10 protein-coding genes and 1 pseudogene are annotated in these 13919 nt (G+C 40.2%); 6 read left to right on the top strand and 5 right to left on the bottom strand.

The window, feature by feature from the left end:
• Positions 1 to 107: 107 nt before the first annotated feature.
• The 6 genes and pseudogenes from AC4CVF_RS20195 (at position 108) to AC4CVF_RS20170 (ending at position 6972) form a co-directional block, all read left to right on the top strand.
• The gene (locus tag AC4CVF_RS20195; RefSeq protein ID WP_001141891.1) at positions 108 to 287 is read left to right on the top strand and encodes a hypothetical protein; all 180 of its coding nucleotides are present in this window, start codon (positions 108 to 110) and stop codon (positions 285 to 287) included.
• Positions 288 to 401: 114 nt separating this feature from the next.
• A complete protein-coding gene (locus tag AC4CVF_RS20190) occupies positions 402 to 1415 on the top strand; it encodes an SMODS domain-containing nucleotidyltransferase (protein ID WP_023187980.1) in 1014 nt (337 codons plus the stop codon).
• Positions 1415 to 3127, top strand: a complete 1713-nt coding sequence (locus tag AC4CVF_RS20185) for a ThiF family adenylyltransferase (protein WP_023187981.1) — start codon at positions 1415 to 1417, stop codon at positions 3125 to 3127. The genes AC4CVF_RS20190 and AC4CVF_RS20185 overlap by 1 nt, the downstream gene beginning before the upstream one ends.
• Positions 3128 to 3132: 5 nt before the next feature.
• A complete protein-coding gene (locus AC4CVF_RS20180) occupies positions 3133 to 3594 on the top strand; it encodes a Mov34/MPN/PAD-1 family protein (RefSeq protein ID WP_005314752.1) in 462 nt (153 codons plus the stop codon).
• 2 nt (positions 3595 to 3596) lie between these two features.
• Positions 3597 to 4990 (top strand): annotated as a pseudogene (gene cap4, locus AC4CVF_RS20175) (CD-NTase-associated endodeoxyribonuclease Cap4).
• A gap of 44 nt (positions 4991 to 5034) precedes the next feature.
• Positions 5035 to 6972 carry a hypothetical protein gene (locus AC4CVF_RS20170; protein WP_161416601.1) on the top strand — a complete coding sequence of 646 codons (1938 nt, stop codon included), beginning with the start codon at positions 5035 to 5037 and terminating at the stop codon, positions 6970 to 6972.
• Positions 6973 to 7157: 185 nt separating this feature from the next.
• Here the strand turns inward: AC4CVF_RS20170 and AC4CVF_RS20165 are convergent, their stop codons facing one another.
• From AC4CVF_RS20165 to AC4CVF_RS20145, 5 genes are all read right to left on the bottom strand, one after another.
• The gene (locus tag AC4CVF_RS20165) at positions 7158 to 8249 is read right to left on the bottom strand and encodes a cation diffusion facilitator family transporter (protein WP_023187984.1); all 1092 of its coding nucleotides are present in this window, start codon (positions 8247 to 8249) and stop codon (positions 7158 to 7160) included.
• Positions 8250 to 8265: 16 nt separating this feature from the next.
• Positions 8266 to 8805: a nuclear transport factor 2 family protein gene (locus tag AC4CVF_RS20160; protein ID WP_017396455.1), complete on the bottom strand. Its 540-nt coding sequence runs from the start codon at positions 8803 to 8805 to the stop codon at positions 8266 to 8268.
• A gap of 10 nt (positions 8806 to 8815) precedes the next feature.
• A complete protein-coding gene (locus AC4CVF_RS20155) occupies positions 8816 to 9199 on the bottom strand; it encodes a hypothetical protein (protein WP_008942232.1) in 384 nt (127 codons plus the stop codon).
• Between the two features lie 76 nt (positions 9200 to 9275).
• The gene (locus tag AC4CVF_RS20150; protein ID WP_008942231.1) at positions 9276 to 10757 is read right to left on the bottom strand and encodes an efflux transporter outer membrane subunit; all 1482 of its coding nucleotides are present in this window, start codon (positions 10755 to 10757) and stop codon (positions 9276 to 9278) included.
• Positions 10754 to 13918, bottom strand: a complete 3165-nt coding sequence (locus tag AC4CVF_RS20145) for an efflux RND transporter permease subunit (RefSeq protein WP_008942230.1) — start codon at positions 13916 to 13918, stop codon at positions 10754 to 10756. Before AC4CVF_RS20145 ends, AC4CVF_RS20150 begins: the two co-directional genes overlap by 4 nt.
• Between the last annotated feature and the right edge of the window lies 1 nt (position 13919).

Raw genomic sequence — 13919 nt, 5'->3', positions numbered from 1 at the left:
GGCTGTCAGAACCCCATTCTAACATTTAGGCCCGTAAATCTCAAGATTTACCCGCTTATTTTGGTATGCGCCCTGAAAAACGAGCCGCCAAAATAGGAGGGCTAACAATGCCTACCGAAAATCAAGACTTCGTGTTTTGTAAATCTTATCGCCATAAATCTGGAAAAATTATTGTCCATCCAACTGGATATTTTAAATTTCCCAGAACTCGGCCATTGAAAGAAGAAAAGGATACTATCCGTAATAAAAAATCGGATGATCCTGATAACTCAAACTCAATATCGTAAACAAGGTTAAATAACCTACTGCTATGCAACAAAGTTCACAGTAGTAGGTTACTTAATTTTTCTGATCGCACTTAATTTTATGCCCCATTTTAGTACATGGGCTCAGAGAGAATTATGACAACTCAACAGCAGTTTCTTGACCTACTTTCCGATATTGAACCATCTACAACAACAGTTAATGATTGTTCAAGCGCACATAATACGCTTCGTAATGCTTTAAAAGTGCATAATGAATTCAGCAAAGTACATGTGCATACGTTCTTATCAGGTTCTTATAAAAGAAATACGGCAGTACGTCCGACTACTATAGGCGGTATCACACAAAGACCAGATGTAGATATTATTGCCCTTACAAATCACACAATTAACGATAATCCTCAAATTGTCCTTGATGCAGTACATACAGCATTAAAGGATATTGGATATACCGATCTCACCGTTAACCGTCGTTCAGTAAATGTTAAGTTGAAAAAAGTTGATATGGATGTTGTCCCTATCATTTCAGATGGATATGGTGGCTATCTGATTCCAGACATTCATCTTGAAGAATGGCTAGTTACCAACCCTCCAGCCCATACCGAGTGGACTGTTGAGGTGAATAAAAATGCAAATGGGCGATTTAAGCCTCTTGTGAAGCTATTTAAATGGTGGCGTCGTGAGAACTTGTCTGATTTAAAACGACCAAAAGGATTCATTTTAGAATGCCTGGTTGCCAAGCATATGAATTACTACGAATCCAACTATGAAAAGTTGTTTGTTTATCTTTTAGAAACAATCAGGGATTCTTATGGGATTTATGCGTCACTAGGCATAATTCCACATTTAGAAGATCCTGGTGTTGCAGGCAATAATGTTTTTTCTGCGGTCACAGCAGATGAGTTCAAAACCTTTTATGAAAAGGTAAAAGAACAAGCTGCTATTGCACGAAATGCCTTAAATGAAACAGATGATGATAAAGCATTAGCTCTATGGCGGCAGGTCTTGGGTAATCGTTTTCCACGTTCGGCATCACACAAAAGTGCAAATTCTGCTGATATGGCCAGCTCTTTAATCCGTTCAGCTTTAGGTGCAGGATTAACATTTCCATCAACCCCTGTTTATCCAAATAAACCAGGAGGCTTTGCGTAATGGAACTGCTAAAAACACCATTAGAACGCTTAATTCAAGAACGGCAGTTATTGACCGATCTTGAAAATGAGGAAAACAGTTTTAAGATTCAGGAGTGGAACTCAACAAACACTAATGAACTGCATTTAAACTTCTCTCTCAAGATAGGAACTATAGATTTTAATGGTGTTTTAGTATATCCAGAGCTTTTCCCAGAGCTACCAGCATATATACGTCCACAAAAATCTGGTGAAAGATGGAGTATCTTGCACCAGTACGGTGGTTCAGGAGTGCTGTGTCTAGAATACGGTCCAGATAATTGGAATACAAATATCAGTGGAGTGGAACTAATTAGAAGTGCCCGGATTCTTTTATTAACAGACGCAATGACTGTATTGGAGATGGATGTAGAACCTGTGCCATCTAGGCATTCTGAAACAATAGGTCAAAAATTAAGAGGTATTTCAGAAAGGTTCATTGAAACACCAATGTTACGTCACATACTCTTGGGTAGTGACCCTGAAAAAATGGACTTTAAGGTTGCCATCTCAAGCATTCGGGACAAGACCGTTATTGTTCCAACAAATATTCAAAACAAACCTCTACCTGACATCGTCCCATCATTTTCTAATGAAAGATTTGAATTGTCTGGATGGGCAATAAGAGTTGATTCTGTTCCTTTATTAAAGGAATCTGTAAATGATCGACTTTCGTTAGAATCCTCTTTAGGCAATTTATGGCCTACTCAGGAGGAATTCACAAGTTCCATAAAGCCTCTATTGTTATATGACTTAAATGGTAACTTGGAACTATTCTTAATTAATAATACAGCACCACTTTTCGTAAGTTATCCAGCTATTAATCTACATGATGATCAGAATCAAAGATTGCCAGCACAATTTAGCAATATCAATGATGCAAAGATAGTAATCGTTGGTCTTGGATCGTTAGGAAGTAAAATTGCAATTTCACTGGCGCGGTCTGGCTGTAAAAACTTTCTACTTATTGATGATGATATTCTGGCACCCCAGAATCTTGTCCGTAATGAACTCAACTGGTTAGATGTTGGCTTTGCTAAAACCCATGCTGTTGAAAGAGCATTAAAACGAACTGCATTAGACATGCAGATTGAAACGTATGAAATGCAAATTGGTGGCCAGGAAAATCCTCATTTAAATTCCAATATCGCTAATGCCATTGGTACATGTAATCTGATTATTGATGCGACAGCAAACTCACATACATTTCTAACCTTAGCTGCAATTGCTAAAAGAAAACATATACCAATGGTATGGGGTGAAATCTTTGGTGGCGGTGGTGGAGCAATGATGGCCCGTAGTCGCCCAACGTTAGATGCCTCACCTTTAGAGCTTCGCAATCATATTTATGGTGTCTTACAAACGTTGGAACCAATCCCAGAAGGCAAAGTTAATAATTACGGCTTTCAAACACAAAACCAAACATATATTGCATCAGATGCAGATGTAACGGCTCTTGCAGCGTCTATGACTCAGTTCACATTAGATACTTTATGTACAGTTGATGAGCAATCCTCTTATCCATATTCAGCATATTTAATAGGGTTCCGTAAATATTGGATATTTCAATGTCCTTTTGATACTCATCCTATCGATTGTTCAGGTGCGTTAGTAACAGAATCTCCTACGGATAAACAGATATCTGAAAGTGAAAATGGCAATTCTATTGAAGAGCCTGAACCGATGAAAGGTTAATACTAATGCTGAAAATATCCATTCCTACTGATATACAAATTTTACTGATAAAAGCCCTGTTGAAGTCTGGAACCCACGAATGTGGCGGTGTTTTAATGGGTGAGCATATAGGTACAAATCATTTTAGAGTTAGCTCATTAACTGTTCAAAAGAGTGGAACGATCGCATCCTTTGTACGTGGAATTACGGATGCTATTAAAGCAATTCGCCTTTTTCATAAATCAACAAACAATAATTATCAAAAATTTAACTATTTAGGTGAATGGCATAGCCATCCTCTCTTTAGTGTACAACCCAGCAGTAAAGACCATCACACCATGAGGGAATTGGTGTCCGATCCAAAAGTTGGGGCAAATTTTGTAGTCTTACTGATTTTTCATTTAAAAAACAATCATCTTGAGGGCAGTGCCCACACCTACCTACCAGATGGTTCCTGTTACCCATCCACCCTGGATTTAGAGAGATAATAATGAGTGCAAGTCTGTTAGAAAAACAATCAACTGGTGGTGCAATTGCACGAGTAGGGTTTGATTATCAGGATGCCTTTGTATTAAAGAACCTGCCACTATGGCTATCTGAAAGTGCTTTTAGTCACATTGTGAGTGAATCAATAGGTGATGTTGAGGTTTGCTACTTCTCTTCAGAGAAAGATTTCCAGCGTGTCATGTATGAAGCTAAAAATCATTCGCTGACTTCTACAGACTTCTGGAAAGAAATTAAGCGCTTCAAGGAGGCGTTTGATATTCCATCAAGTGAATATACTCGCTTTAGTTTAGTATGCCCACTCTATACCTCTACACTTCACCCATTTCTTGCCCAGATTGAGAGAATTAGAGGCGTTGGCTCTTCATACAGTGCCGATTCTGTGATTTTACAAAAAAGTCGTCAGGATATTATTCAGTGGTGTAGCGATAAGGGATTCGAAACCTCACTTGCTGAGTTTGCACTTGACCATGTTGATTTCCTGTCTTTCAATGCTGAAGATAGCGACTCTGTATTTATAGGCGAAATAGAAGAGAAATTATCCAATATCGAACTCACTACACGTAAAGCCAAACAGTTAAGAGATCAGTTTAAAAAATTGATTTCTCGTTCTTCTTTTGGTCCAATACATCGCAAAGACTTTGAAAATTTTATTTGCCATGCTCTTGAAGAAGATAGAAGCCAATGGCTATCAGATCCTATCAAAATTAACCTTTCTACTTCAACCAGTCAGTACCAAGACTTAAACTTAGATATTCGTGATTTCAATGGTCCTGATCGTGCCCAAAAAACCTCCAGCGACTGGAACAACCTAATCAAAAAAGCGGTATCGATTGGGGATTTCATTCATAGCAGTGGTGACCGTAGAACCCTCCTTATAGACGGTAAACAAAGAATGTCCACCGCATGTATGCTTGCTATGTATTTAGTGCCACACGTAATTTCCTACTTGAAATAGAACATAATGGCCTCGCTTATCGCACTGATGACCATAAACAGAAAGAGGGACAATTTTTTAATAAAATCGCCCCTGTTGAGCTACAGGGAGAAACTGAAGCCATAGTTACTATCGGATTTCCTACAGCTATAGGTAAAGACATTGACTCTACAATAAATGAAGTAAAGAGCTTACCTAGACTGAATCTAGAAAGCTCTTATGCGATTGATAATATGGAAACTCTAAATCTTGCTGTGAGAGAGGCAAAATCCGCTTTAGTTTCATTCAAATCTGAAAATAAGTTATCTAAATTACACCTCTTTATTAAAGCACCCTCAGTTTTTGCAATGGTCTTGGGACATCGTTTGAATGGTGTTTGTGATATTCAGCTTTACGATTGGGTAGATGGGCAATATATCCCTACGGCCGAGCTGAGCATATAAGAAGAATTGACTAGTCGATAATATTACTAATAGAGAGGTTGACCATGAACAATCATTCTAATGAAAAAAATACTGATAACTCTCCAGATAAAACAAAATCACCGGCATTCAAAGTTCTTGAATCCAATGCTGAAAAGTTCTTAATGGTGTGGTGGTATGGAGCGTTAGCAAAAGCTGATCGTAGAAATGCTCAACCTAAAGTTCATGTGGCTTTTAGGGAACTTCTGGAAGATTACACACCCACAGATAATTTTATTTTTATTGATGCAAATATAACAGATTTGGTGTCTTGGCCTATTGGAACAGTTTGGCACCATGAACGATTAGTTGACTATCTTCCCTTTGAAATAAGGGAGTTTGATATTGACCATACGGATTTTACACATACCTATGTTCAAGCATATAAGCGAGACGAAAAGACAGGGAGAATAGATCATTTCTTCTCAGACAAGAATAAATTTTATATTAATCCAAGCCAACGTGAGAATTGCATTTCTTTCTCCTTAACGGATCAGGAATATAAGGAACTACTCGTACCTTGTTTTGAGTTTCTGGTGAGAGGATATGGTCTCTCTACAGAACTTCCTAGAATTCTGACAACATATGATGAGACCGAAAGACATGAACGGCTCTACACCCCTCATCCAGAAGAAGAAAACACCTGGACGATCCTTATAGGTGATAGCCTCACAACAGATGATCATGTATTTATTGCCTACTATAAATATAGCAAATATACCCAAGATGCCGTAAGAATCTTATTTAGCAGTATTGCAAAACATGATGATTTTATCCAAAGAAACCATATATACCCTAAAGTAATGCCATGGCATAAGGAAACGAGAAAAATTAGGGTTTCAGGTTTTTGTATTCCTGACACCAATGCTTTTTTAGCCTTGACAATCCTTGGAATAGAACTACCTGATCAAACACTTATCAGACGTGTTCCAAAGGTAATTCACCGCATTAAGAAACCTGTAGATGTCAACTCACCTAATCCTCCTCAGTTGCAACTAGGTCCTGGTCAGATTAACGTATCTGAAGATCAAGGAGGGCGCAAACCATTATTACAATCGGTTATTTTAGGTCATGAATTTACATGGTTAGGTTCAGGCCCTATCGGGGAAAAAAGTAAAACAAAGTATGAAAGAACCATCACCCAGCCACAGAGAAAGAAAAATACTAAAGAAACCAATACAGTTGGTACAGGAGAACCTGATAGCTCTAAGGAAGTTCTAAATGTCCAAATTAACCCGACCACTAATGGAGATACAGAGTTTGAAGCTCCAGATCATGGAAGAATCATGGGCCTATGGAATGCATGTTTAAAGGCTCGCTCGTTAAATCCCAGTATTGTCAATGCAGTCCACTATTATACTTTTGAGGAAGAGTTTGATTACCGCGATAAACCCACTCTCATGGCCTTTTTCGTTAATTCAGAAACATTAAATAATAAAGATATTACAGATGGAGAAAAACAAACTTATAAAAATTGGTGTTATGCAAACTCAAATAAAACAGCACTTCGTGGAGCATTGGTCATCCGATTATCTCTTGTAAATTGCCCTCCAGTTTATCTTTTCGATATACAACCAGCGACTTACGTTTCAACTGTAGATGGGGAAAGTGTTCTCAAGGAGCGTGGGCATGCTGGTCTAATATTTAGGTCAAGAACCGCAGAACAATTTGAGCAGTATATTTCTGGGCTCATGGAGAGCCTGCCTTTGTCAGAGGGCTCTTATACGACAACTCTCCTAGGCTCCAATTTGGTTACTCAATTATTTGTTTTTAGACATTCAAAATCTGCTGGCTTGTCAGAGGGTGAATCAACGTTATTGAATGCTCTAAGAAAAATTGGAATCACGAATATCAAGTTAAAGGAGGAAAAGGAGGAAAAGGAGGAAAAGGAGGAAAAGGAGGAAAAGGAGGAAAAGGAGGAAAAGGAGGAAAAGGAGGAAAAGGAGGAAAAGGAGGAAAAATAATATTCGAATCTTACAATTGTGACCATCTTCTTTTAGCCTAGTCCATAATTCTTTCCTATGGGTAATTTTATTACATATCAAATTGAATTATATATAGTTTAATGGCACTTTTAAGTGCCATTAAACTTGGGTACCACTTGTGATTAGATAAGCACCTATATTAGGAATATTTAACCTTTTTAAACTCAGTGTTCTGAATCCTTTGGTATATTTTCAATAATGCAATGATGAATATCATCGTGATTGTTGAGTGATGTTTCAGCCTGAATAGTGACATGCTCAATACCTAGATTTTGTATGACATTCTCCAGATCATGTAAGAGTATCTGCACTTCCTGCATACTCATTTCTTCACTCACAACAATATGGCAGGATAAAATATAACGTTTACTTGTCAGACTCCATATATGTAAATCATGTACACCCTGAATTCGCTGGCCTTGAAGAATGGTTTCTTTGATTTCTGCCAAGTCAAATTTTTCTGGTGTACCCTGCATTAAAACATGCGAAGCCTTTACTACAACTGAATATCCACTGCGAAGAACAAGTATTGCAACTAGAACACTGGCTAAAGTATCTGCCCAGGCCCATCCAAAGAAGTAGATACATAGCGCAGCAGCAATTGCGCCAATAGAACCTAACAAATCACTGAGTACATGCAGGTAAGCACCTCGCATATTCAAGTCGTGTTCGGTATCACTACCTTTAAAAATCATTACTGCAACAATGATATTAATCAGCAATCCAATACTAGCAACGATCAACATCCCTTGTACTTCAATATGTTGTGGTTGCTGAAACCGTAGAATTGCCTCAATAAAGATATACAGTGCGATACCAACCAGTGTAATACCATTCAATGCAGCAGCCAGTATTTCAAAGCGTTGATAGCCGTATGTTTTATTTTTGGTAATCTGTTTTTGACCGATGAAGACTGCTGCAAGTGCAATACCAAGTGCAACAGAGTCACTCAGCATGTGACCGGCATCTGAAATCAAGGCCAAACTATTGGTAATAAAACCACCTATAAATTCCACTACCATAAAAATGGTAATCAGTAAAAAGCTTATGGTCAGAATTTTTTTATTACTTGGGATATGGCTGTGGTCATGATCGTGGTCGTGATCATGACCACCATGACCATGATGGTGTCCTGAGTGATCATGGTTGTGCTTATGGGTGTTACCATGACTATGCTTATGCCCAGAATGATCATGGTTATGATCATGTTCAGAGTGGTTATGTTTGTGATCTTGTGTATGGTTGTGCGAAGACATTTTATAGCACTCCTGATTATGGCTCTAACTGACTACGCAATGGATGATTGTTGTAGTAATCACCGATGTATATAATCTTATTATTTTTAACCTCAAAAAATGAAGCACCTTTAAAAGTGATTACTTTTGCGTCTTTTTTACCAGACTGGTCTTTTTTATTGAGGGTTCCCTGAAGCTGCCATTCGACAGCAACCTTATCACCAACAATGAGTGGCGGGGATGTAAGCGTCATCTTCCGATCAGGAATGACTGTTAATAAAAACTTGGGTACCTCAATTACAGATGCTGTACCTTTACGGTTTTCTTCATTACTTGTATTGAAATACTCAACATTCGTGTCAAGAACTTTAGTCAGGTCATCTGGCTGCGTACCATTCCAGATATTAAGATAGCTCTCCACGGTTTCCAAAGCTGTATTGATCGGTGCTTTTGCATGCGAAATTGAAGCTAATCCTAACGTCATAAGAATGAGTAAGAATGTCATGAAAAAAGGCTTTGATTTTTTCCCTTGACCATCAACATCTTGCTTCAATTGATTGATATAAATAGTGTTCATCATATTCACCTTAGACTTGAATAAGTTCATCCACAATCCGTTCGGCGTCTTCCCTGGTATTGACGATTTCATAAGGAATGCCAAATGCCTTTACAGCCATTTCCGTCATCTTTCTGATGGCAACTCTTTTTTCCTGATCAGGTTCAATGCAGATAATTGCCTTACATAACTGATTAAGTTCATCTTTATGGTTTTTAAGCCAAAGACCACGTTGTTTAAAGTCTTCAGGTGTTTCTTGCATTGATAATTGATCATAAACAATCACAAACGGACTGCTCATTTCCAAGAATTCCTGCATTTCCAACTGCCATTGAGGTGAATAACCTGGAACTGCCTGATCTTGCTTAAACTCAACAAATGGGAAGTTTTCTATATCATGGATAATAAATTTCATTTATATGACCTCATATTCTGTTTCATCTTGTCAGGAATTCATCTCTTTCCATCAAAAGATGAATTCCATCGATGTGCTATTTCAAAGATTTACGTTCAATCTGTACGGTATGTTCATTCCAGCCTCCACCTAATGCCTTGTAGAGGTTGACCTGATTATTCAGGCGTTCCAGGCGGGTCTGTATAAGTGCCTGCTGAGATGCATACAGAGTTCGTTGTGAGTCGAGGACTGCGAGATAATTATCTTCACCAGCATCAAAACGTAAGGTTGCCAACTTATGGGCATCCTGGCTGGCCGCAATCATTTGCTGCTGCGATTTGATCTGTTCATCTAGTGTGGACTTGCCAGCCAGCCCATCAGCAACTTCACGAAAAGCTGTTTGAATAGATTTGTCATAGTTGATGACTTCAATCTGCTTCATGATGTGTGAGCGATCCAGATTTGCCTGATTTAAACCTGCATTAAATATGGGCAAGTTAATCTTGGGCATAAAACTCCATGCACCTGTACCTGCATTAAATAGATTATCCAGACTGGAACTTGCCGTACCCGCCGAACCCGTTAGGGTAATGGATGGAAAAAATGCTGCACGGGCTGCTCCAATGTTTGCATTCGCAGCCTGAAGCTTATGTTCTGCGGCACGAATGTCTGGACGACGTTGAAGTAGATCCGATGGCAAACCAACTGGTATATCCTGCATAACAACCTGATCAGGAATTTTGGGGGACTGGTCCAATTGGGCCGCCAATTCCTGTGTTAATGGTGAACCCAGAAGTAACACCAGAGCATTACGATCCTGTGCAGTAATACGCAAGAATTTTGCATAATTGGTTTGTGCGGTGCGCAGTCCTATTTCAGCTTGACGTAAATCAAATCGGGTTGCATTACCAACATCAACAAGTTTCCTGGTCAAGTCATAGGATTTCTGCTGTGTCGCCAAAGTCGCCTTGGTTAAACCTAACGTTTCCTGATCGGCCTTATAGACCAGATAAGCATTAGCAACTGCGGATACCAGACTTAACTGTGATGCTGTCTGGACCTCTTTAGAAGCCAAATAGTTCTGTAAAGCCTGATCACTCAGACTGCGTACTCGGCCCCATAAATCGACTTCCCATGCGACCGAAGTAACACCAACCTGATACATGCGGGGGTTATAAGCAAGATCAGACGGTAAACGCTGACTGGCTGACTCTGCGGTAACACCCACATGCGGTAAACGGTCAGCACGACGAATACGATACTGTGCTTCTATCGCCTCAACATTTAAAGCTGTCACCTTAAAATCATGATTGTTTTTCAATGCATGATCGATGAGTTGGAGTAAGACAGGATCGGTATAAAAGTCACGCCAGCCAATATCGGCTGCGACTGTTTGCTTTCCATTGTTCACTTGCAGCCCTGGATAAGCCTCTCCTGTTGGATAGTGTTCCGACACAGGAGAGACAGGTCGCTCATATATGGGTGCCATTGAACATCCTGCAAGAATAGTGGCAGTGGTTAGTACACTCATTTTCTTGAGGAAGGTGTATCGGTTTAAATGAAGTGTTAAATTTTTCATTTTGAACCCTCCTGTACCAGTGCTTTGGCCTGTTCTCTACGCAGAATAAAATTACGAATGACGACATAGAAAATGGGTGTAAACAGCAAACCAAAGATTGTCACGCCCAGCATTCCAGAGAAAACAGCGATACCCATGGCATGACGCATTTCTGCACCAGCACCTGTGGCTAATACCAGTGGTATCACACCAGCAATAAATGCAATTGAGGTCATTAGAATCGGGCGTAATCTTAATCGGGCTGCTTCAAGTACTGCATCAAAAGGATTCAAACCCTCATCCTCTTTGGCTCGGGCAAACTCCACAATTAAGATGGCATTTTTTGCAGCAAGTCCCACCAGAACAACAAAGCCAATCTGGGTAAAGATGTTGTTATCACTACCAGTTACCCAAACACCTACAATCGCAGATAACAAGGCCATTGGTGCAATAAGTAATACTGCAAAAGGCATTGACCAACTGTTGTATTGAGCTGCAAGGAAAAGGAACGCCAAAATAATTGCTAGAGCAAAAACCATGACCGCAGTATTGCCTGTATTCTTTTCCTGATAGACCAGATCGGTCCATTCATAGGTCATACCTTGTGGCAATGTTTCCTGCACAATTTTTTCAATTGCGGCAGTTGCCTGACCAGATGAATAACCTGATGCAGCGTTACCACTAATATCGGCTGATGGGAAACTGTTATAGTGCATAACACGATCAGGGCCAGAACTACGCTTAATCGTGACAAAGGTCGAAAGCGGAATCATGTCTCCCGCTGCATTTCTCACCTTTAACAGATTAATGTTCTCTGGTTGCATACGGAATGGGGAATCTGCCTGAGCAATTACACGATAAGTACGACCAAACCGATTAAAGTCATTGATATAGATTGACCCCAGATTGATTTGTAGTGTTTCAAAAATATCGGTCAGTGGTACACCTTGTGACTTCGCTTTTACACGGTCAATATCAACTTCAATCTGTGGAGCATTTGCCTGGAAACTCGCAAGCATACCGACAAGTTCAGGCGTCTGAGAGGCTTTCGCCATAATCTCGCCCTGTACACGTGCCAGTGTTTCAAAGCCTAAACCAGCCCGATCTTCAATTTGTAGCTTGAATCCGCCCATAGAACCTAAGCCAGGTACTGGTGGTGGTGGAAAGATGCCCGCAAATCCGTCAGGAATCTGACTGAATTTACCCATTAATTTTCCAGCAATTGCTCCTGCTGATAATGAGGGGTCCTGACGAGCCTCAAATGGATCAAGCATGGCAAACATCAAGGCAGAGTTTGGTACATTGACTGGACCACTTGGTGTAAAGCCTGGGAATGCCATGACGCTTTCCACACCAGGTTCATTCAGTGCAATTTCCGTCATCTGTTTAACTACAGCTTCTGTGCGGTCTAAAGATGCGCCTGTAGGTAACTGGGCGATACCAACTAGATAATACTTGTCCTGTGCAGGAACAAAGCCTTGCGGCACTTTGTTAAAACCTAACCAAGTTAGGCCAAGAAAACCTACATACAAAATCAGCATGATGGCACTTAAACGTACCCCCTTGCGGACTGCACCTACATATTTGTCCGATGCCTTATCAAAGAACCGATTGAATCCTCTAAAGAACCAACCAAATAAGCGTTCGGTTAAATCACGTTTTTTATTTCCAGCTTGATGTGGTTTAAGCAAGATACCTGCTAAAGCTGGTGAAAGTGTTAAAGAGTTGATTGCAGATAAGATGGTTGAAATCGCAATGGTCAAGGCAAATTGGCGATAGAACTCACCCTGCAATCCTGTAAGAAATGCCGATGGAATAAATACAGCAGATAAAACCGCAGTAATCGCGATAATTGGCCCTGTCACCTCAGACATTGCCTTACGGGCAGCTTCTTTTGGTGATTCGCCTAATGCAATATGCCGTTCTACGTTCTCCACCACCACAATTGCATCATCGACCACAATACCAATCGACAGTACCAGTCCAAATAAGGTCAATGTATTTAGGGAGAAGCCGAAATAATACATAATTGCAAACGTACCAATCAGTGAAACGGGAACGGCAATTAAAGGAATAATGGATGCACGCCATGTTTGCAGGAACAGGATGACAACAAGCACAACCAGTGCAATGGCTTCTAACAGAGTGGTAATGACTGATTTCAAAGAAGCTTTTACGAAAATATTTGGATCATAAGGAATTTTATAATCCACACCGTCAGGGAAGCTTTTCTTCAATTCTGCCATCGTTTCACGGACTTCACTTGAAACATCGAGTGCATTGGCACCTGGTGTCATAAAGATTTGTAAGGCAGATGTTGGCTTACCATCCAGTAAAGCTCGCATGGTATAAGCATCAGAACCCAGTTCAATTCGTGCAACATCTTTCAGGCGTGTGATTTGTCCAGTGTCACCAGCTTTAACCACGATTTCACTGAATTGCTCTTCAGTGGTTAAACGTCCCAGCGTATTAACAGTAACTTGATAGGCCGATGTTGTATTTGGTTGTTGACCAACAGAACCCGCAGCAACCTGCATGTTTTGTTCACGAATGGCTGCAACCACATCATTGGCGGTTAAACCACGGGCAGCCACTTTTTCAGGATCAATCCAGACACGCATCGAATATTCACCAGCACCACCAATCTCGATATTTCCAACACCTGGTAAACGTGCAAGCTCATCACGCACATTTAACAGTGCATAGTTGGACAAATATAGTGGATCATGATTCTTGTTGGATGACACCAAATTGATGACCATGAGAATATCGGGTGAGGTTTTTTCAGTGACCACACCAATGCGTTGAACTTCTTCAGGTAAGCGTGGCAATGCACGAGAAACCCTGTTTTGTACCTGTATCTGTGCTTTATCAGGGTCTGTACCCTGTTTAAAGGTGACGGTCAGTACCATCTTGCCATCGGCTGCGGTTTGAGAACTCATATACAACATGTTCTCAACACCGTTCACGGCTTGTTCCAGAGGGGAGGAAACCGTCTCGGCAATGATTTTGGGGTTGGCACCAGGATAACTTGCCATGACCTGTACAGTCGGTGGTGTAATGGCTGGATATTCACTCAATGGCAGTTTAAACAGTGATAAAGCACCGAGAATGACGATCAGCACAGAGATCACGACCGCAAATATTGGCCGATTAACAAAGAAATGAGGGAAATTCTTCATG

The organism is Acinetobacter sp. LipI_19 (assembly GCF_058242925.1).
Note: the sequence above shows the minus strand (reverse complement) of the source record. Positions and strands in the feature narration are given on the sequence as shown.

Bases quoted from the DNA above. Each gene is read 5' to 3' on its own strand.
- AC4CVF_RS20165 (WP_023187984.1), bottom strand. From the start codon at position 8,249: ATGTCTTCGCACAACCATACACAAGATCACAAACATAACCACTCTGAA.
- AC4CVF_RS20160 (WP_017396455.1), bottom strand. From the start codon at position 8,805: ATGAACACTATTTATATCAATCAATTGAAGCAAGATGTTGATGGTCAA.
- AC4CVF_RS20190 (WP_023187980.1), top strand. From the start codon at position 402: ATGACAACTCAACAGCAGTTTCTTGACCTACTTTCCGATATTGAACCA.
- AC4CVF_RS20145 (WP_008942230.1), bottom strand. From the start codon at position 13,918: ATGAAGAATTTCCCTCATTTCTTTGTTAATCGGCCAATATTTGCGGTC.
- AC4CVF_RS20170 (WP_161416601.1), top strand. From the start codon at position 5,035: ATGAACAATCATTCTAATGAAAAAAATACTGATAACTCTCCAGATAAA.
- AC4CVF_RS20155 (WP_008942232.1), bottom strand. From the start codon at position 9,199: ATGAAATTTATTATCCATGATATAGAAAACTTCCCATTTGTTGAGTTT.
- AC4CVF_RS20180 (WP_005314752.1), top strand. From the start codon at position 3,133: ATGCTGAAAATATCCATTCCTACTGATATACAAATTTTACTGATAAAA.
- AC4CVF_RS20195 (WP_001141891.1), top strand. From the start codon at position 108: ATGCCTACCGAAAATCAAGACTTCGTGTTTTGTAAATCTTATCGCCAT.
- AC4CVF_RS20150 (WP_008942231.1), bottom strand. From the start codon at position 10,757: ATGAAAAATTTAACACTTCATTTAAACCGATACACCTTCCTCAAGAAA.
- AC4CVF_RS20185 (WP_023187981.1), top strand. From the start codon at position 1,415: ATGGAACTGCTAAAAACACCATTAGAACGCTTAATTCAAGAACGGCAG.